Source organism: Mesorhizobium sp. M0408 (genome assembly GCF_040321495.1).
Classification (GTDB): domain Bacteria; phylum Pseudomonadota; class Alphaproteobacteria; order Rhizobiales; family Rhizobiaceae; genus Mesorhizobium.
Window position 1 is genome coordinate 144,719 of sequence record NZ_JAMYRO010000011.1, and the last position, 19,441, is coordinate 164,159.

General features: G+C 64.3%; 18 protein-coding genes. 16 read left to right on the plus strand and 2 right to left on the minus strand.

The genetic code is table 11. The features are described 5' to 3' along the window. Window positions 1-137 precede the first annotated feature (137 nt). Window positions 138-770 carry an NAD(P)-dependent oxidoreductase gene (locus NKI67_RS15390; RefSeq protein ID WP_352645811.1) on the minus strand — a complete coding sequence of 211 codons (633 nt, stop codon included), beginning with the start codon at window positions 768-770 and terminating at the stop codon, window positions 138-140. Between the two features lie 19 nt (window positions 771-789). Then, entirely contained in the window at window positions 790-1,683 is an 894-nt protein-coding gene (locus NKI67_RS15395; protein WP_352636414.1) for a methyltransferase domain-containing protein, read from the minus strand. 129 nt (window positions 1,684-1,812) lie between these two features. Here NKI67_RS15395 and NKI67_RS15400 point away from each other — a divergent pair, with 129 nt between their 5' ends. The 16 genes from NKI67_RS15400 to NKI67_RS15475 all read left to right on the plus strand — a co-directional run bounded on the left by NKI67_RS15400 (window position 1,813) and on the right by NKI67_RS15475 (window position 19,394). Further along, window positions 1,813-2,709 carry a LysR family transcriptional regulator gene (locus NKI67_RS15400; RefSeq protein ID WP_023677829.1) on the plus strand — a complete coding sequence of 299 codons (897 nt, stop codon included), beginning with the start codon at window positions 1,813-1,815 and terminating at the stop codon, window positions 2,707-2,709. A gap of 309 nt (window positions 2,710-3,018) precedes the next feature. After that, entirely contained in the window at window positions 3,019-3,291 is a 273-nt protein-coding gene (locus NKI67_RS15405) for a hypothetical protein (RefSeq protein ID WP_023677828.1), read from the plus strand. Between the two features lie 212 nt (window positions 3,292-3,503). Then, the gene (locus NKI67_RS15410) at window positions 3,504-3,914 is read left to right on the plus strand and encodes a DUF3168 domain-containing protein (RefSeq protein ID WP_023677827.1); all 411 of its coding nucleotides are present in this window, start codon (window positions 3,504-3,506) and stop codon (window positions 3,912-3,914) included. Between the two features lie 373 nt (window positions 3,915-4,287). Continuing rightward, window positions 4,288-4,587 (plus strand): hypothetical protein, encoded by a 300-nt coding sequence (locus NKI67_RS15415; protein WP_023677826.1) that lies wholly within the window; start codon window positions 4,288-4,290, stop codon window positions 4,585-4,587. A gap of 64 nt (window positions 4,588-4,651) precedes the next feature. Then, window positions 4,652-5,317: a response regulator transcription factor gene (locus NKI67_RS15420; RefSeq protein WP_023677825.1), complete on the plus strand. Its 666-nt coding sequence runs from the start codon at window positions 4,652-4,654 to the stop codon at window positions 5,315-5,317. Between the two features lie 10 nt (window positions 5,318-5,327). Then, the gene (locus NKI67_RS15425) at window positions 5,328-6,755 is read left to right on the plus strand and encodes an ATP-binding protein (RefSeq protein WP_051406157.1); all 1,428 of its coding nucleotides are present in this window, start codon (window positions 5,328-5,330) and stop codon (window positions 6,753-6,755) included. Between the two features lie 121 nt (window positions 6,756-6,876). Beyond that, window positions 6,877-7,311, plus strand: coding sequence for an RT0821/Lpp0805 family surface protein (locus tag NKI67_RS15430; protein WP_023677823.1), 435 nt, complete (start codon window positions 6,877-6,879; stop codon window positions 7,309-7,311). Between the two features lie 222 nt (window positions 7,312-7,533). Next, window positions 7,534-8,670: a c-type cytochrome biogenesis protein CcmI gene (ccmI, locus tag NKI67_RS15435; RefSeq protein ID WP_352645813.1), complete on the plus strand. Its 1,137-nt coding sequence runs from the start codon at window positions 7,534-7,536 to the stop codon at window positions 8,668-8,670. Window positions 8,671-8,673: 3 nt separating this feature from the next. Then, window positions 8,674-9,117, plus strand: coding sequence for a cytochrome c maturation protein CcmE (gene ccmE / locus NKI67_RS15440; protein WP_023677821.1), 444 nt, complete (start codon window positions 8,674-8,676; stop codon window positions 9,115-9,117). Between the two features lie 14 nt (window positions 9,118-9,131). Beyond that, on the plus strand, window positions 9,132-11,120 hold the full coding sequence (locus NKI67_RS15445; RefSeq protein ID WP_352622503.1) for a heme lyase CcmF/NrfE family subunit: 1,989 nt from the start codon (window positions 9,132-9,134) through the stop codon (window positions 11,118-11,120). Then, the gene (locus tag NKI67_RS15450) at window positions 11,117-11,581 is read left to right on the plus strand and encodes a cytochrome c-type biogenesis protein (RefSeq protein WP_084641257.1); all 465 of its coding nucleotides are present in this window, start codon (window positions 11,117-11,119) and stop codon (window positions 11,579-11,581) included. Before NKI67_RS15445 ends, NKI67_RS15450 begins: the two co-directional genes overlap by 4 nt. Window positions 11,582-11,697: 116 nt before the next feature. Further along, a complete protein-coding gene (locus NKI67_RS15455; protein ID WP_023677819.1) occupies window positions 11,698-13,254 on the plus strand; it encodes a Do family serine endopeptidase in 1,557 nt (518 codons plus the stop codon). Between the two features lie 399 nt (window positions 13,255-13,653). Then, window positions 13,654-14,328: a response regulator transcription factor gene (locus NKI67_RS15460; RefSeq protein ID WP_023677818.1), complete on the plus strand. Its 675-nt coding sequence runs from the start codon at window positions 13,654-13,656 to the stop codon at window positions 14,326-14,328. A 6-nt stretch (window positions 14,329-14,334) separates the two neighbouring features. After that, the gene (locus NKI67_RS15465) at window positions 14,335-15,804 is read left to right on the plus strand and encodes a sensor histidine kinase (protein WP_023677817.1); all 1,470 of its coding nucleotides are present in this window, start codon (window positions 14,335-14,337) and stop codon (window positions 15,802-15,804) included. Beyond that, complete coding sequence (locus NKI67_RS15470) at window positions 15,804-18,770, plus strand: bifunctional [glutamine synthetase] adenylyltransferase/[glutamine synthetase]-adenylyl-L-tyrosine phosphorylase (RefSeq protein ID WP_198023572.1); 2,967 nt, start codon at window positions 15,804-15,806, stop codon at window positions 18,768-18,770. The genes NKI67_RS15465 and NKI67_RS15470 overlap by 1 nt, the downstream gene beginning before the upstream one ends. A 144-nt stretch (window positions 18,771-18,914) precedes the next feature. Further along, on the plus strand, window positions 18,915-19,394 hold the full coding sequence (locus NKI67_RS15475) for an EF-hand domain-containing protein (RefSeq protein WP_023677815.1): 480 nt from the start codon (window positions 18,915-18,917) through the stop codon (window positions 19,392-19,394). The last annotated feature ends 47 nt before the right edge of the window (window positions 19,395-19,441 follow it).

Here is a 19,441-nt window from a genome sequence, read left to right on the forward strand (position 1 = left end):
CCGCATACCGGCAATTTCACGGCGGCGCGCCGCTATGACTATTCGTCCATTTTGGCGCTGCCTACAAGGACGATGAAGATAAGGGCGATGAAGATAAGCGGGAGGTTTGTCGAGGGGAAGACGGCTCCCGTGCGGCGTCAGCGCAGGATGCTGACTGTCCTGCGCGAGTAGGTGGTGTCGTTGATCTGGGCGAGCATGAAGGCCGCTACGTCGGCCCGCGCTAGTGTCGGCAGCAGCGATGCCGCCCGGATGCCATTGCCATGGCGGAATTCACCCGTTGCCGCCCCATTGCTCAGCTTGGGCGGCCGCACGATGGTCCAGCCGAGACTGGATTGAACGACCAGGCTTTCCTTCACCTCATGGTCCGCCACCTCATGGCGCAGCACCAATGGCGCGATGATGTTGCCCAACAGGGGGCCTAGTTGCCGCCGGCTGTCGCGAACTCCAAGGAATGAAAGATAGACGAGCCGTTCGGGGCCGGCCTGCTGCATCGCCGCGACGATGAAGCCGATGCCGGCAACGACGGCCGGATCGCGTTTCAGCGGGGCGCCCACCCCAAGACAGCTGAAAACCGCATCATACCTAACAACGGCGCGTTCGACTGCCTGCCGATCGGCGACGTTTCCGACGATCACCTTCAGATTTTCGTGGCTGATGGCAAGCTTGCCCGGCGTGCGGACGAAGGCGGTCACCGCATGGCCCTTCGCCAGCGCCGCCGAGACAAGCAGTCGACCCGTCGCACCGGAAGCGCCGAAGATCAGCAGTTTCATCGTCCGCTCCTGGAAACCGTTAGCCCCGCTTACGCCCGGCGACGAAGGCGACAGGCGCCCCGGTCGGGCCGGGCAGCAACCGGCTGTCGGCATAGCCGCTCTGATCGACCAGGTCCTGGGCTGCGCCTTTTTCAAAGACCGTGCCGCCCCACATTGTGGTGCGGAGGCGGGCGAGGGCGTCTCCCAGTGCATCCGGTCCAGGATTGACCATTGCCAGCAGCAGCCAGCCGCCGGGCCGCAACGCGGCGTGGCTGCGCTTGACGATGGCCCTGACATCCGGCTCGGGGATGAAGGCGCTTGGTACGAAAACAAGGTCGAACGCGTCCGTGTCCGCGATATCCTGGCCCAGCCCGGTGTGCAGTTCGATGCGATGTTCGAGCCCGGCTGCCCTGACGTTGGCAGCGGCCTGCGCGATGGCTTCAGGCAGGGGATCGACACCGACCGCCTTCAGGCCGGGCCATTGCCGCAGCATCGACACCGACAGGGCGCCGACGCCGACGCCGATATCCAGGAAGGCTGCGCCCGGTGCGGCGAGCCTCTCCGGCAAACCGGCCAGTTGTGGCGCGATCAGCCGCTTCAGCAACGCCGGGAAGCCAGATGAAACGTCGCCGAAGGCCTGGCGTAAACGGGCTTCCAGGGCCTCGACGCTTTCGGAGGAGCGCGACAGCAGCTTGCCACCTGAAAGCAGGTCGACCCGGATGCTGGCCAGCACCGGCGTAAGTTCGATGACGCCAGCACTTGCCACGACGTCGGAGGCGCCGAGTTCGGCAAGCACGGCCCCTGTGCGCCGGGCCACACTGCCCTCGAGTGGCGTGCCGGAAATACGCGCCTCCATCGCCAAACCGAGCGCCACCAACGCATTGGCCGACGTCGCGTGCCGCGCCACCATCGTTCGCAAACCTTCGATATCCATCGATCGTTTCCCTGAATTGGATCAGGCCTATTCTCGCGCGGACGTCAAATTCAGGCGATTTGCAATTTCCGGGCATGCTTGTGCAAAACTGCACAGGTGCGCGGCGAGGAATTGATCTAGACTAGGTTCGTGACAAAGACCGGCGAACCGGACTGGAACGATTTGCGCTACTTTCTCGCTGCCGCCCGCGCGGGAACGTTGTCGGGAGCAGCGCGCGTGCTCGGCGTGCGTCACACGACGATCAGCCGGCGCCTTGCTGCTCTTGAGGCGGCACTCGGGGTTTCGCTTGTCGTGCGAACGCGGCAAGGCATCGAGATCACGCCGCTTGGCCAGACATTGCTGCCGCTCGGTGATGACCTTGAACGTACCATGCAAGCACTGACGGCGCTTGTACGTTCGGGCAAGAATAGCGTTCGGCTGGCACTGCCGTCGGGCTTCAGCCCCCTTTTTGCCGAGCGTATGGCCGGGTTCCATAAGGCCCACCCAGATATCAACCTGGAACTGACGAGCGGCAGCAGGCCAGTGGACCTGCAGCACGGCGAGGCCGACCTTGCGGTCAGGATCGGCACCGTCGCCGCAGACGATTTGATCGCGCAGAAGCTTTGTGTTGCGGGCTGGTCGATCTATGCGTCCCAGCGCTATCTCGACCGTCACCCAATGCCCATCGACCCTCGCCAGTTGGCCGGACACGAGATCATTGGATTTCACGCAAGCCTTGCCGGCGTCCCCGGCGCCAAATGGGTTGAGGCGCACGGCGCCGGCGCGACAATTGTCCTTCGCGTTGCCGAAATGACGGAAATGTTGGCGGCGGCTCTGAGTGGCGCCGGTCTGGCGGTAATGCCCTGCATGTTGGCCGAAGCTGAACCGCGGATGGTGCGCCTTGCCCCCGACATTCTCGGCAGTCATCCGGTGTCGCTTGTCTATCGCCGTGAAATCGGGGCGGAGGCGCCGGTGCGCGCCGTCATCCGCTTCGTTTCTACCATCATCAAGGACCATGCCGAGGTGATCAGCGGCGAAACCCAGTAGGGGCATGGTGCAGCCGCTTGCGCGAGGTGCCGAGGATTGGCAGTCGTCACACGGGACGCTTGTCCCGCTCTTTGCGGGTCGCACCGTATCGTCCGGCGTTGGTCCTCTCGGAAGACTCGCTGGATACTCGATTTGCGGGAGCGCCAGAGAATCTTGCGATCCGCGATAATATTAACAGGTATTATTTCTGCCAGGTCTCTCACCACAGTTGGGTCATGCCAAATGCCTGAGAATTGAATTTCCGCTGTGAAACACCTATCTTACAGTGAAATTCACGTTTTCGACTTTAGCTGCAAGGAGATTTTACCGATGGCCCAAGGCAATCAGAACATCATGGGAAAATCTGAGGCTCGCTTCATGGAAAATCAAAAGAAGACGGCGGAGCGGAACAAAGCAACTGCCGAATATCTCTCGGAGGCGAAGGCCAGGACCATCAAGACGGCAAGGCTGAGGGAATTGCGACTGGCCAAGGAAGAGGCGGACCGCGCGGCGGCGGCTCTGAATCCGGTCGCGCCGAAGAAGAAGCGGGCGTCGCGGGCACTCAAGCAGGCCGTATCCGCATCGACGCAGGCGAAATCATGAGCCTGACATTTCACAATCCCAGCCGCAGCTAGGAAGCAAACGCATCCGCTTCGTCTGCCGCGGCGTCGCGCATCCCAGGAGCAGGGCTTATTGCCGAGATCATGAAGGTTCATAATCCGCATGAGACGCGCTGATTCGCGCTTTGCCGGGATGCCTTCATGCAACGCAGCTACGCAGCCGGGAGGTCGACGCGACGGGCGAAGGGAAAGACGATGACCGCGCCGGCCGTCGAATTGCAGAGGGCCATATTCGAGGCAGTGAACGGCGATCCCCACCTGTCGGCGGCACTGGGCGATGCAAGATTGTTCGACCATGCGCCGGAAAATGTTGCGTTCCCCCACATGACCTTCGGCCGCACCAGCGTCTACGATTGGGCAACGGGGATGGAGAACGACGCAGAACAGTTGCTGACGTTGCATGTCTGGTCGAAATCAGAGGCCAGCAAGGAAACCAATGACATCATGGACCTTGTTAGCACCCGCCTGCGCGATACGGCTCTCTCGCTCGGCGAACATCGCCGCGCCTACCTCAAGCTCGAATTCGCCGAAGCCCGCTACGACGAGGACCTTTCGGCCCATCACGGGCTGCTGCGCTTCCGCGCCGTGATCAAGGACGAGGGCTGACCACCGGGCACTTTTTGCAAATCGGGCAATTTTGTTCTTGCTTTGTGCCGGCAGCTATGCTACTAATTTCCCTATGGTGCTGATGACGCCAGCGACCCGCCGCAGAGGCGGGTTTTTTGTTTCAGGTTCGGTTCGCCTGAACTGCCATCGGTTGTCTTGGGCCGGATGCTTCGTCCTCCCAAATGGTCCTGCCCGCCAGATGATGCCGGTTGTCGGCGAAGGATTGGAGGGCTAGGTTAAACATTGGCGATTTCGCGGAGCCGGGCGGCGAAATGGCAATCCGGTAATCTCGCGCTTCAGGGGTGTGGCGGGCATGCATTCGAGCGTTCACCGTTCATATCACGTTCAGCACCGGCGCGTTAGAACGCTGACCATGAAGATCCTTCGCCCCCACTTCCGGACCGCGGCACTGGCGCTCGCAGCCGCCGGTCTGCTTGCGTCGCAAGCGATGGCGATCCCCGTTGTCGTGCCCGAGCAGCCGCAGCCGGTCGTCCTCGCCGCCTCCGACTGCTACGCGATCGGCCAGCAGGTGGCCGAGCAGAATGGCGGCACCTTGGCCAAGGCCTCGCAGTCGACACGCGGCGGCCAGCCGGTCTGCGTCATCGTCGTGCTCGTTCCGGGCAAGGACGGGCAGCGTCCTCGTCGCTCGGAGATCGTCGTTCCGCTGAACTGAACCGTGCCGTTTCCCAGTCTGCCGGAATCGGCCTATATCTGAACAGCTTCAACAGGCCTTCCGCATGCGCGTACTCGTCGTCGAAGATGACAAGGATCTCAACCGGCAGATCGGCGATGCGCTGGTCGATGCCGGCTATGTCGTCGACCGCGCTTTCGACGGCGAGGAAGGGCACTTTCTCGGCGACACCGAGCCCTATGATGCCGCGGTGCTCGATATCGGCCTGCCGCAGATGGACGGCATCAGCGTGGTCGAGCGCTGGCGGCGCGGCGGCCGCAAGATGCCGGTGCTGATCCTGACGGCACGCGACCGCTGGAGCGACAAGGTTGCCGGCATCGACGCCGGCGCCGACGACTACGTCACCAAACCCTTCCACATCGAGGAAATCCTGGCCAGGGTGCGGGCCTTGATCCGGCGTGCTGCCGGGCACGCTTCGTCCGAACTGACCTGCGGGCTGCTCCGCCTCGACACCAAGGCCTCCAAGGCCGACGTCGACGGCGTGCCGCTGAAGCTGACCTCGCACGAATTCCGCTTGCTTGCCTATTTGATGCACCACATGGGCGAGGTGGTGTCCCGGACCGAGCTGGTCGAGCATCTCTACGACCAGGATTTCGACCGCGATTCCAACACGATCGAGGTCTTTGTCGGACGGCTTCGCAAGAAGATGGGCATCGACATGATCGAAACTGTTCGCGGCATGGGCTACCGCATGCGTAAGCCGGAGGCGTAACGCGGAACCGCTGCCTACAAAACCCGCCGTCTCGAACACGCCGTCGCTGCGGTCATGGCCGCGTTCGGTGGCGTTTCGCGTCATCGCCTTTTCCACGGTCTGGGCGATCCTCACTCTGGTCGTCATCTTCACCTTGATCACCACGCTCTATCGCCAGGCCAGCGAGCGCGGTTTCGACAGCCTGCTTTCGGCGCATCTGTTCAACCTGATCGGCTCGGTCGGCGTTTCTGAAAGCGGCCAATTGACCGGCGCCCCCGACCTTGGTGATTTGAGGTTCTCGGAACCGAATTCCGGCTGGTACTGGTCGGTCGAGCCTGCCTCGGAAGGCGTGCACGGCGATCTCCATTCGTCGTCGATGACCAAGGCGATCCCGTCGCCAAGCGTTGCCGAGGTGCCCTTCAATGCCAGCTTCCAGCGCAGCTATTCAGCGGACGGCATCGAAGGCGAGCAGTTGGAGGTGTTCGAGAGCGAGTTCGTGCTCGATGCGAAAAACCGCGCCGCGCGCTTCCGCGTCATGGGCAACCAGACCGAGCTCGAGCAGGAAATCGCCACCTTCCAGCGGCGCCTTTTGACCTATCTGTCGCTGTTCGGCGTCGGCATGATCGCCATCAATGCGATTGCCATCCTGCTCGGCCTGCAGCCGCTGCGCCGGGTCAGGAATGCGCTTGCCATGGTGCGCGAAGGAACCGCGCAGCGCCTAGACGGCCGTTTCCCGGCCGAGATCGAGCCGCTCGCCAACGAGACCAATGCGCTGATCGAGAACAACAGGCGTATCGTCGAGCGGTCGCGCACGCAGGTCGGCAACCTGGCTCACTCGCTGAAGACGCCGCTTGCCGTGCTGCTCAACGAGGGACGGGCGCTGGGTGGCGCCAAGGGTCAGCTGATCGCCGAGCAGGCCGCTTCCATGCAAAAGCAAGTGGACCATTATCTGCAACGTGCCCGCGTCGCCGCGCAGCGCGACAGCGTCGTCTACCGTACGCCGGTGGCGCCGCTGGTCCAGCGCATGGTTCGGGTGCTGCAGAAGCTCAACCCGCAGACGGCGCTGTCGCTCTCACTGCCGGCCACCGACATCGTCTTTGCCGGCGAACGCGAGGACCTGGAGGAGCTGCTCGGCAATCTGTTCGACAATGCGATGAAATGGGCAAGGAGCGCGGTCGCCGTTTCGGTCAAGCCAATCTCCAGCAAGGGTGGCGCTGGCACGGAAGGCGCAGCCAACCTGTTCGAGATCAGCATCGAGGATGACGGCCCCGGCATTCCCGACGACAAGGCGCGCGAGGTGTTGCAGCGCGGCCGGCGTCTCGACGAGACAAAACCGGGCAGCGGGCTCGGACTTGCCATTGTCGCCGACCTTGTCAACGAGTATGGAGGCTCTCTGGCGCTGGAACGATCCGTCATGGGTGGATTGAAGGCGATGGTTCGATTGCGGAGCCTTCAGTAATGCTTTTCCAGATTGCTTTTCCAGGTGGCCGGCTGCGGCCAAATTTCCGACAAACATCGACATTATGGCCGCGCCAGCTGCTGACAGCGCGGCGGTCCAGCTCAAGAAAGCCGGTATTGGCATGAAGATTCGCGTCGCGCTCGTTTCCGCCCTGCTCGCCGTCTCCGGCTGCACAACGCTCGGCAAGGGCCCGGCCGTTACGGTGACGCCGGCCGCGACGCCCCCCAGCGGCGCCAAGGTGGCGACGACGATCATCTCCGCCATGGGCGGCGGCCTCGTCGGCGGCTCTATCGGCGCCGGCCTGAGCGAGACCGAGAAGCGCAGCGCGCTCGAGGCGGAATACAAGGCGCTTGAATACACGGCGAGCGGCCAGAAAGTGGCTTGGAAGAGCGACAGTTCGGCCCATCGCGGCGAAGTGGTCGCCGCCCAGCCCTATCGCGTCGGCTCGCAGGACTGCCGGCAATACACCCATACGGTGTTTACCGGCACCGCCGGCGCCACCGCGCGCGGAACCGCGTGCCGCAATGCCGACGGCAGCTGGACGCCGCTGACGTAGCTGGCCGGCCGTCGATCCGCCGATTCCGGTCCGGCACTAAAGCGCGTCGCGTTCGACCGGCCTCATGCGACGCGCTTTAGGTTCTTGTTTTGATGCATGGTCGTTATCGCAAAACCGCTGCACACTTTTGCGCGACATGCATTATCGATCGGAGCGGCCCCGCCAAAGCGTCGCAGCACGCTTGTGTTGGCAGGGCAAGGGTCTCGTTCTATTGGAAGAGCCATGCTGTTCTGGGTCATAGCCGCAATCCTGACGCTGGGCGCAAGCCTGGCGGTGCTGCTGCCGTTGGCCGGCGGATCGAAGAACGCGTCCGCTGCCGGCGATCACGACCTTGAAGTCTATCGCGACCAGCTGGCCGAGCTTGACCGCGATTTGGCGCGTGGCCTGATCCAGCCAATGGAGGCCGAAGAGGCACGCGCCGAAATCGCCCGCCGCATCCTTCGCCTGAGCAATGCCGGCCACGCCGACGACACGGCGACGCAGCCGTCGCGGTCGACAAGGCTGGTGGCGACGGCGGCCGTGCTGCTGGTTCCGCTGGTCAGCTGGGGCCTCTATGGCCAGCTCGGCTCACCCGACCTGCCGTCGCAGCCGCTCAGCGAACGCCTGGCCAAGAACCCCGCCGACAGCTCGGTCGACGAGCTGATAGCCCGCGCCGAGGCGCACCTGGCGGCCAACCCATCCGATGGCCGCGGCTGGGACGTGCTGGCGCCGGTCTATCTGCGCATGCAGCGATACGCCGATGCGGTGACCGCCTATCGCAACGCCATCCGCCTCGACGGCGACAGCGCCGCCCGCCAGGCGGGTCTTGGCGAGGCGATCGCCAATGCGGCCGGCGGCATTGTCTCCGCCGAAGCGCAGGCGGCTTTCGAGGCGGCGTTGAAGTTCGATCCGGCCAATCCGAAGGCCTCGTTCTATCTCGCCATGGGCATGGCACAGGAAGGCCGCATAGCTGAAGCCACGGCGGCCTGGCAAAAGATGCTTGCCGCCTTGCCGCAGGGCTCGCCGTGGCGCGGCGCCGCCGAGCAGGCGCTGGCCGAATCCGCCGCCCGCAGCGTCGCTTCGGAGGCGCCCGCGAAAGGGCCGACCGCCGAGGATATCGATGCTGCTTCCTCGATGTCGCCGCAGGACCGGCAAGCCATGATCAGCACCATGGTTGCCGGCCTCGACGAAAAGCTTCGGCAAAATCCGCGCGACGAGGAAGGGTGGATGCAGCTCGTTCGTTCCTATGCCGTGCTGGGCAAGACAGATCAGGCGCGTGACGCGCTCAATCGCGGTATCGCCGTCTTTGGCGCGGACAGCGACCAGGCCAGGAAATTCACCGCCTTTGCCGCCTCGCTTGGCGTGACGGCGACGGAGTAGGCGATGACGCGCAAGCAGAAACGACTGTCGGTGATCGCAGCGGGGCTGGGGTTTCTCGGTGTTGCCACGGGGCTGACCTTCTATGCGCTTGGCCAGAAGGCCTCCTATTTCTACATGCCGGCCGATCTGGCCACCGCCAGCCTTCAGCCGGGCCAGCGCATCAGGCTCGGCGGTCTCGTCGAAAAAGGCACGGTCGAGCGTAGCCAAGGCGCCACCGTCGCCTTTTCGGTGACCGACAACCAGAAGGACGTCAAGGTCACCTATACCGGCATTCTTCCCGACCTCTTCCGGGAAGGACAGGGCGTGATCACCGAAGGCTCGTTTGGCCCTGACGGAATCTTTGTCGCCGACAGCGTGCTGGCCAAGCATGACGAGACCTATATGCCCAAGGAAGTGGCCGACGGCCTCAAGGCCAAGGGCGTATGGCAGGAGAGCAAGAGTGACTAGCGGGTGCGGTGACAATGGTTGAAACCGGACATTTCGCCCTGATCCTGGCGTTTGCGCTGGCCCTGGTGCAGACGATGGTGCCGCTGTTCGGTGCGCGCACCGGCAACCACAAGATGATGGCCGTCGGCGCACCGGCCGCGCTGACCGGCTTTGCCTTGACGGCGCTGTCTTTCGTGGCTCTGGCAACCGCCTACGCCGGCTCCGACTTCTCGGTTGAGAGCGTCTGGGAGAACTCGCATTCGCTGCAGCCGCTGATCTACAAGATCACCGGAACCTGGGGCAATCACGAAGGTTCGATGCTGCTCTGGGTGCTGATCCTGACCTTCTTCGGCGCGCTCGTCGCCGTCTTCGGCGGCAATCTTCCGGCGACGCTCCGGGCCAATGTGCTTGCCGTGCAGGGAGCGATCGGCGCCACTTTCTTCCTGTTCATCCTGACGACGTCGAACCCGTTCGTCAGGCTCAATCCGGCGCCTATCGAGGGCCGCGATCTCAACCCGATCCTGCAGGACCTCGGCCTCGCCATCCATCCGCCGCTGCTTTATCTCGGCTATGTCGGTTTCTCGATCTGCTTTTCCTTCTCTGTCGCTGCCCTCATCGAGGGCCGCATTGACGCTTCGTGGGCGCGCTGGGTAAGGCCGTGGACATTGGTTGCCTGGATGTTCCTCACCGGCGGCATCGCCATGGGCTCCTACTGGGCCTATTACGAGCTCGGCTGGGGCGGCTTCTGGTTCTGGGATCCGGTCGAGAACGCATCCTTCATGCCGTGGCTGGCGGGCACGGCGCTGCTGCATTCGGCGATCGTCATGGAAAAGCGCTCGGCGCTGAAGATCTGGACGCTGCTTCTGGCGATCCTGACCTTCTCGCTGTCGCTGCTCGGCACCTTCCTGGTGCGTTCCGGCGTGCTGACCTCGGTGCACGCATTCGCCACCGATCCGACGCGTGGCGTGTTCATCCTCTGCATCCTGACGCTGTTCATCGGCGGCTCGCTGGCGCTGTTTGCCTTGCGCGCCTCCCGGCTGACGGCCGGCGGCCTGTTTCACCCGATCTCGCGCGAAGGCGCGCTGGTCCTGAACAATCTGTTCCTGACCACCGCCACCGCCACCGTGTTGGTCGGCACGCTCTACCCGCTCGTCGTCGAAGCCCTGTCTGCCGACAAGATTTCGGTCGGCGCGCCGTTCTTCAACCTGACATTCGGCCCGCTGATGGTGCCGCTCTTGGTCGTCGTGCCGTTCGGGCCGCTGCTCGCCTGGAAGCGCGGTGACATTTTCGCGGTCGCCCAGCGCCTGATGGCGGCTTTCGCGGCGGCGCTGCTCGCCGTGCTGGTGACGGCCCTGTTCATCGATGGCGCTTCGGTGTTGGCGGCACTCGGTGTCGGCCTTGCCTTCTGGCTGATCTGCGGCGCGCTCACCGATCTCGCCGTCAAATCCGGCTTCGGCACCGTCGCGCCCGCCACCATGCTCAGGCGCTTCGCCGGCCTGCCGCGCTCGGTCTTCGGCACAGCGCTTGCGCATCTCGGCCTCGGGCTGACAACGCTCGGCATTGTCGGCACGCTTTGCTTCGGCACCGAAAAAATCTTGGCGATGCATGCCGGCGAGACCGTCGAACTGTCCGGCCACAAGCTGCGCTTCGAGGGGCTCTACCCGGCCCAGGGGCCTAACTACAGTGAGGATCGCGGCCGCTTCGCCCTGCTTGGCGCCGACGGTAGCGTCGCAGGCGAGATCACCTCGGCCAAGCGCTCATATCCGGTGCGCCAGATGACCACAACCGAATCCGGCATCAGGACGATCGGCTTCAGCCAGCTCTATCTTTCGCTTGGCGACGAGGGCAGCGATGGCTCTGTGGTCGTTCGTCTGTGGTGGAAGCCGCTGGTGACGCTGATCTGGGGCGGCGGACTGGTGATGATGGCGGGCGCGGCGATGTCGCTGCTCGACCGCCGCCTGCGCGTCGGCGCACCGTCGCGCCGCAAGGCTGCGGCCGGCGTGCCATCGGCGAGCCCGCAATGAAAAGGGTCACGCTGGCCTCGCTGGTCCTGCTGCTGGCGCTGTTGTTCGCCGGCGCCGCGCAGGCGGTCAAGCCCGACGAGGTGCTCGCCGACCCGGCACTCGAGGCGAGGGCGCGCGCTTTGTCGGAAGGCCTGCGCTGCATGGTCTGCCAGAACCAGTCGATCGACGAGTCCGATGCCGACCTCGCCCGCGATCTGCGCATCCTTGTGCGCCAGCGCCTGGTCGCCGGCGATACCGACCGGCAGGTGATGGACTATGTCGTTTCGCGCTACGGCGAATTCGTGCTGCTGAAGCCACGCTTCAATCTGCGCAATGTTTTGCTCTGGGGGACGCCAGTTCTTCTGCTGCTCGTTGGCGGGACATTCATCCTGCTGGCCGCCCGCTCGCGTCGTTCGACGGTGACCGCTGCATTAACTGCCGAGGAACAGGCGGCGCTGGACAAGATGCTCCGCCGCGATTGATCGATACATTACGAAAGTTTCATGTACCGGAAATGGCGCCGTAATGTGCGGCTCTCTATTTCCTTTGTCGAGGATGCCAATCAAGGGGCGTCCCTTGAAAAGAGGATACGAGAACCATGAATGTTGCCCCCAATTCATATCTACGCACCCGCAAACGCCTTCTGGCCGCAGCCGCATCCCTGGCCATTGCCGGCGCGATCGGCTTTGGTGCTGTTGCCACCGGGACAGCCCCGGTGCTGGCCGACGCCGTGCGTGTCGAGGCACCGCAGGTCCCGAGCTTCGCCGATGTGGTCGAGCGCGTTTCGCCGGCGGTCGTCAGCGTGCGCGTCAAGGCCAAGATCCAGTCGACGGCCGATGACGGTTCCGGCCAGATGGACGACGAGGACGGCTTAGGCAATCTTCCCGACAACCCGCAGCTGCGCCGGTTCTTCCGCGAATTCCGCGGCTTTGGCGATCAAGGCGGCGATCAGGGCCCGAACGGAATGCGCCGTTTTGGACACCGTGACCGCAACAACGACCAGCCGCGGCCGGTGGCGCAAGGGTCCGGTTTCTTCATCTCCGATGACGGCTATCTCGTCACCAACAACCATGTCGTCGAGGAGGGCACCGCCTTCACCGTGGTGACCAATGACGGCAAGGAACTCGACGCCAAGCTGATCGGCACCGATCCGCGCACCGATCTTGCCGTGCTCAAGGTCGATGACGGCAACAAGTTCACCTATGTCGACTTCGCCGATGATTCCAAGGTTCGCGTCGGCGACTGGGTGGTGGCTGTCGGCAATCCGTTCGGCCTCGGCGGCACGGTTACCGCAGGCATCGTTTCGGCCCGCGGCCGCGATATCGGCGCCGGTCCCTATGACGACTTCATCCAGATCGACGCCTCGGTGAACCGCGGCAATTCGGGCGGCCCGACCTTTAACCTCAACGGCCAGGTTGTCGGCATCAACACCGCGATCTTCTCGCCCTCAGGCGGCAGCGTCGGCATTGCCTTCGACATTCCCGCTTCGACCGCCAAGCAGGTCGTGCAGGATCTGATGAAGAACGGCACCGTGCAGCGTGGCTGGCTCGGTGTCGAGATCCAGCCGGTCACCCCCGAAATCGCCGAGTCGCTTGGCCTTGGGTCCGGCAAGGGCGCGCTCGTTGCCAGCGCGCAGGACAACGGTCCCGGCAAGAAGGCCGGCATCACCGCCGGTGACGTGATCACCCAGGTGGACGGCAAGGACGTTGCTTCGCCGAAGGAACTCGCCCGCCTGATTGGCGCTTACCCGCCCGGCAAATCTGTCGATGTCACGGTGTGGCGCAACGGCAAGAGCGAGGCGGTTAAGGTCGATCTCGGCAAGCTGCCGTCGAGCGACAAGCAGGCCTCGGCCGACCAGCAGCCTGCCCCCGCGCCGAAGACCGACACGCTCGCCGATCTCGGCCTGACCGTCACCAAGTCTGACAATGGCAAGGGCCTTGTGGTGACCGATGTCGACCCCGACAGCGATGCCGCCGATCGCGGCATCCAGCCCGGCGACGTCATCACCTCCGTCAATTCGGCGGAAGTAAACGGCACCGGCGACGTCGACAAGGCGATGGCCGACGCGGTGAAGTCCGGCCGCAAAGCGGTGCTGATGCAGATCACCCGCGACGACAGCAACCGCTTCGTCGCACTGCCTGTCGCCAAGGGCTGAGCGCATGACCCCGAACACGTATTCCGTTTTCGGAAAGGCTCATGCGCCGATTCAAGGTGCTAGAGCGTCCTTTGCGCGTCCAAGAGGACGCGCGGCGCTCTAGTGGTCGACTTTTCCGGTGCGGCGGTTTTCAACACCCCCGAGCCGCCGCACGGGAAAGCACGGGGCCTGAATACGTTAGTCAGTCATCGTGTTCCGCCCCAGCGGCAGCGGGCTTCCCATCGCCCGCTGCCGCTCGAACATGCCGCTCAAGGCGTGAAGCGGTTTTAGGCTACGACATGCTAAAACAAAGACTTACCGCGTATCCCTGAATCACTTTGTTCGCGATACGCCATGGAGAAGGCCACGATGCATATGCCGGCCACTCAATCTTCCAGCGAAATCGCGTATAACGGTTCTATGAAGATTCTCGTCATAGAAGACGATCGCGAGGCAGCCGACTACCTGCAGAAGGCGTTCGCCGAGGCCGGCCATACCGCCCATGTCGCCGGCGACGGCGAAACCGGCTTCGCGCTCGCTGATTCCGGCGACTATGACGTCATGGTCGTTGATCGCATGATGCCGCGCCGCGACGGCCTGTCCGTCATTGCCGGGCTCAGGTCCAGAGGCAATACGACGCCCGTGCTGATCCTGTCGGCGCTCGGCGAAGTCGACGACCGGGTCACCGGTCTGCGCGCCGGCGGCGACGACTATCTGACCAAGCCCTACGCCTTTTCCGAGCTGCTCGCCCGCGTCGAGGTGCTGAACCGCCGCGCCAGCGCCAGGGAAGCCGACACCGTCTACCGGGTCGGCGATCTCGAACTCGATCGGCTGTCGCATTCGGTGCGGCGCGCCGGGCGCGAGATAACGCTTCAGCCCCGCGAGTTCCGCCTGCTCGAATATTTGATGCGCCATGCCGGCCAGGTGGTGACGCGCACCATGCTGCTCGAGAATGTCTGGGACTACCATTTCGATCCGCAGACCAACGTCATCGACGTTCATATCTCGCGGCTGCGGGGCAAGATCGAGAAGGGCTTCGACAAGCCGATCCTGCACACGGTTCGCGGCGCCGGCTATATGCTGAAAAGCGGCTAGAACCCCATGACTCTTTCCGTGCCGGCCATCATGAAGACGACGGCAGCGCGGCTTTCGGCGCTTTATCTTCTGCTTTTTGCGCTGTGCGCGGTGTTGCTGGTCTTGTACATGACCTCGCTCTCGGCGCGCATGCTGACCGGCCAGACCCAGGACACGATCAACGACGAGGTGCTCGGCCTCGCCCGCGCCTATCAGCGCGGCGGCTTGCCGCTGCTGGTCCGTGTCGTCGAGCAGCGCTCCCGCCAGCCCGGCGCCAATCTCTATCTGATCGCCGATGCCAACGGCCAGATCCTGACCGGCAACGTGCAGAGCCTGGAGCCGGGCGTGATCGAGGCCGAGGGCTGGACCATCGAACCGTTCTCCTACCGCCGCTTCGGTGAGGGCGAGCTCGAGCGGCAGCGCAACCCGGTCTCCGACCCGAACGAGCCCGCCCAGAGCGAAGTTCAGGCCGAAGGCGAGAAGGGCCACAACGCCATTGCCCTGGTGCTGCGCCTGCCCAACCAGATGATCATGCTGGTCGGCCGCGACCTCGGCGAGCCGGAGCGCTTCCGCGCCGTCATTCGCCGCGCCTTGATGCTGGCGCTCGGCATGATGGGCGTCGGCGGGCTGCTGATCTGGTTCTTCGTCGGGCGCGCGGCGCTGAAGCGCATCGACAGCGTGTCCGAGGCGAGCCGCCGTATCATGGGCGGCGATCTTTCCGGCCGGCTGCCGGTCACCGGCGCCGGCGACGAGTTCGACCGGCTGTCGGAAAACCTCAATTCCATGCTGGCCAGGATCGCCACGCTCAACGAGGGCCTGAAGCAGGTCTCCGACAACATCGCCCACGACCTGAAGACGCCGCTGACCAGGCTGCGCAATCGCGCCGAGGCGACGCTTTCCGGCAAGCACAACACCAGCGACTACCGGCAGGCGCTGGAAGGAACGATCGCCGAATCCGATCAGCTGATAAAGACCTTCAACGCCATCCTGATGATCTCGCGACTGGAAGCCGGCTATTCCTCGGAAAGCACCACCAGGGTTGATCTGGCCGCTGCCGTGCACGACGTCGTCGAACTCTACGAGCCGGTAGCGGAGGAGGCGGGCGTGACGCTCGAAACTTCGGTGCAAGGTTCCTTCGCCGTCAACGGCAATCGCGAGCTGATTGGCCAGGCGCTGTCCAACATCGTCGACAACGCGATCAAATATTCGACCGACTCGACCTCCAGGCCTACGGTTCGCGTGACGCTGGAGCGTGTCGGTAGCGAGATCAGACTCGCCGTCTCCGACAACGGCCAGGGCATTCCCGACGATGTCGACCGCGCCAGGGTGACCGAGCGTTTCGTGCGGCTGGAAAAGAGCCGCTCGCAGCCGGGTTCCGGCCTTGGCTTGAGCCTCGCCAAGGCGATCGTGACGTTCCACAATGGACGGCTTGAGCTTCTGCCCGGCAATCCCGGATTGTCCGTCGTCATGAGTTTTCCCGGGCGGGAGGATCGCTGATGGTGGCGAGGATGGCAGTGCGACGCCTCGAAACGGACTGGCTGTTGAAGCCGGCGATAAAGCTCGTTCCGCTGGATGCAAGCCGCGCCAGGCAGGGATTGTCGGAGATCGCCGACGCCGCGCGGCAAAAAGAACTGCCGCGACTGGCGAAATTCTTGGCAGGCAAGGGGGTCGTCCAGGATTTCCTCGCCGCCGTGTTCGACCTGTCGCCGTTCCTGCGCGATACCGCGCGCCGCCGGCCGCGGAGACTCGATGCGCTTTTCGACGAGACCATCGAGGCGCGGCTATCATCGATCGGCGCCGCGGTCGACAAGGCAGCACGCGTACAGGCCGTCTCCGAAAGCAGCCTGATGATGGAGCTGCGCCAATGCAAGGCGGAGGCGCATTTCCTGATCGCCTTGGCCGATCTCGCCGGCGAAGCCGAGACCTCGCTGACGGTGCGGCGACTGAGCGACCTTGCCGACGCCTGCACCCGTGCGGCTGTCGATTTCCTGCTCCGCGACGCGCATGAGCAAGGCAAGCTCCGATTGCCGGATGCCAAAAATCCGGCGCGACGCTCGGGCTGGATTCTGCTCGGCATGGGCAAGCTCGGCGCGCATGAGCTGAACTTTTCCTCCGACATCGACCTCGTCGTCTTCTTCGACCCCGATGCGCCAGCTGTCGTCGATCCGCTCGATGCAACCGAGCTGTTTTCGCGCCTGACCCGCCGGCTGGTCCGCATTCTCCAGGACCGCACCGAGCATGGTTATGTCTTCCGCACCGATCTCAGGCTTCGTCCCGACCCCGGCTCGACGCCGCTGGCGATCCCGGTCGAGGCGGCGCTGCGCTACTATGAGGCGCGCGGCCAGAACTGGGAGCGCGCCGCCATGATCAAGGCGCGCCCGGTGGCCGGCGATGTTGCCGCCGGCGCCGCGTTCCTGAAGGAGCTGCAGCCCTATATCTGGCGCAAATACATGGACTATGCGGCGATTGCCGACGTCCATTCGATCAAGCGCCAGATCCACGCCCACAAGGGCCATGGCGAGGTCGCGGTCAAGGGCCACAACGTGAAGCTCGGCCGCGGCGGCATCCGCGAGATCGAGTTCTTCGTCCAGACCCAGCAGCTCATCGCCGGCGGCCGCTTTCCCGAACTGCGCGGCCGCGAGACCGTGTCGATGCTCGGCGAGCTCTCCGCCCGCGGCTGGATCACCGCCGACGCGCGCGATGCGCTCACCAGGCAATACTGGTTCCTGCGCCGCGTCGAACATGCCATCCAGATGGTTGCCGACCAGCAGACGCATATCCTGCCGGAGGACGAAGAGGGGCTGGAGCGCGTCGCCCGCATGCTGGGCTTTGCCGATGCGGCAGGCTTTGCCGAAACGTTCCGCGCGGCGCTGCACCAGGTCGAGCGCCACTATGCAGCGCTGTTCGAAACCGCGCCGGAGCTTTCGGCCGGCATCGGCAATCTGGTCTTTACCGGCGACGTCGACGATCCCGATACCTTGCAGACCTTGCAGCGGCTCGGCTTCCAGCGGCCGAGCGACATCTGCCGGGTTATCCGCGGCTGGCACTTCGGCCGCTACCGCGTCACCAGGTCGGCGGAAGCGCGCGAGCGGCTGACCGAACTGACGCCGGCGCTGCTGCAAGCCTTCGGCCAGACGCGGCGGGCGGACGAGGCAGTGATCCGCTTCGACGAATTCCTTGCCGGCCTGCCTGCCGGCATCCAGCTGTTTTCGCTGCTGCAGTCGAATCCGGCTTTGCTGAAGCTGATGGCGACTATCATGGGCGCGGCACCGCGGCTCGCCGCCATCATCACGCGCCGGCCGCATGTCTTCGATGGGCTGCTCGATCCGGCGCTGCTGAGCGAACTGCCAAACCGCGCCTATCTGTCGGCGCGCCTTGCCGCCTTCCTCGAAGGCGACAGAGCCTATGAAGACGTGCTCGACCGGCTGCGCATCTTTGCTTCGGAGCAAAAATTCCTGATCGGCGTCAGGCTGCTTGCCGGGTCGATCGACCCGCCGCGCGCCGGCCGCGCTTTTTCCGATCTCGCCGACCTGACCATCGAGGCGGCATTGCAGGCGGTGATGGCGGAATTCGCTTTGCGTCATGGCTATATTGCCGGCGGCCGGGTCGCGCTGCTCGGCATGGGCAAGCTCGGCAGCCGCGAACTGACGGCGGGCTCCGACGTCGACCTCATCCTGCTCTACGATCACGACGCCGATGCGGAGGAGTCCGACGGCGACAAGCCGCTTGCCCCGTCGCATTACTACAGCCGGCTGACACAGCGGCTGATCGCCGCCGTTTCCGCGCCGACCGCCGAGGGCGTGCTCTACGAGCTCGACCTTCGCCTGCGGCCGTCCGGCAACAAGGGGCCGGTGGCCACCCATGTCGACGCCTTCAAGAAGTATCAGCGCCAGGACGCCTGGACATGGGAGCACATGGCGCTGGCGCGCGCCCGCGCGATCGGCGGCGATGCCGAGCTCTGCCGCGAGGTCGAGGGAGAGGTTGCCGCAGTGCTCGCTCTGCCGCGCGATCCAGCCAAGGTGATGGCCGAGGCATCCGAGATGCGCGCCATGGTCGACAAGGAGAAGCCGCCGCGCGATCCCTGGGACATCAAGCTGATCCCGGGCGGCCTCATCGATCTCGAATTCATTGCCCAGGTTGCGCTGATCACCGGAAAGATCGAGGCAGGCCGCAGGGCCACCGGCACGGCTGAGGTCCTGTCGCGCCTGGCGCCGGATTTCGCCAGCGCCCAGGTCAGGCAGGAACTGGTGGATGCCTATTCGCTCTATCTGGCGCTGACCCAGATGATACGGCTTTGCCTCACCGGCGCGTTCGAACGCGACGACGTTCCGCCAGGGCTTTCGGATCTGCTTCTGGCCGTCACCGACCTGCCGGATTTCGGGGTGCTTGAAGCGCATCTCGGGGAGACGTCGCAGAAGGTCAGAAAGGATTTCGACCTTCTGCTTCGTGCGAAAAAACCGTGACGGCAACCAGCCGTACGGGCGAGAGCATCGGGCCCAAAATTGCGACCTGCTTTGGGAGGTTCCGATGTTCAATCAAAGAGATAGAGCGGGGATTGAAGGTCCGCCGCTCTAGCATCGGGGGTGACGACGCAACAGGAGAAGACCATGAGAAAGACGACCAGACTTGCACTCGTTTTCGCAGCCCTGGCCGGCGCCGTCGGCACCGCTGCCTATGCAGACGAGCACTCCGGGGCCGGGCCGCGCGACGGCATGATGATGCGCCTCGGCAAGGTCATGAACGACAATGACGGCACCATCACCTTCGACCAGTTCTCCGACGCCATGAACGCGCGGCTGAAGAAGATGGTCGCTGACAATGGCGGCAAGCTGACCGTGGCACAGCTCGCCGACGCGCTGGAGAAAGCACGCTTCGAGCAGATGGCCAGGCGCATCATCGCCCGTTACGACACCAAGGGCGACGGCACGCTGACCGCCGATGACATCACAAGCCGCCAGAAGAAGGTCTTCGCCATGCTCGACCGTGACAATGACGGGAAAATCGAGAAGAACGAACTGCCGAAGGGTCCCGGCGGTCACCGCCAATGGGACGGCGAGGGCAATGATGGCACTGACGGCATGCAGTGAGAATTGATAACGCTCCGGCGGTGCGAGCCGCCGGAGACTTATTTTGT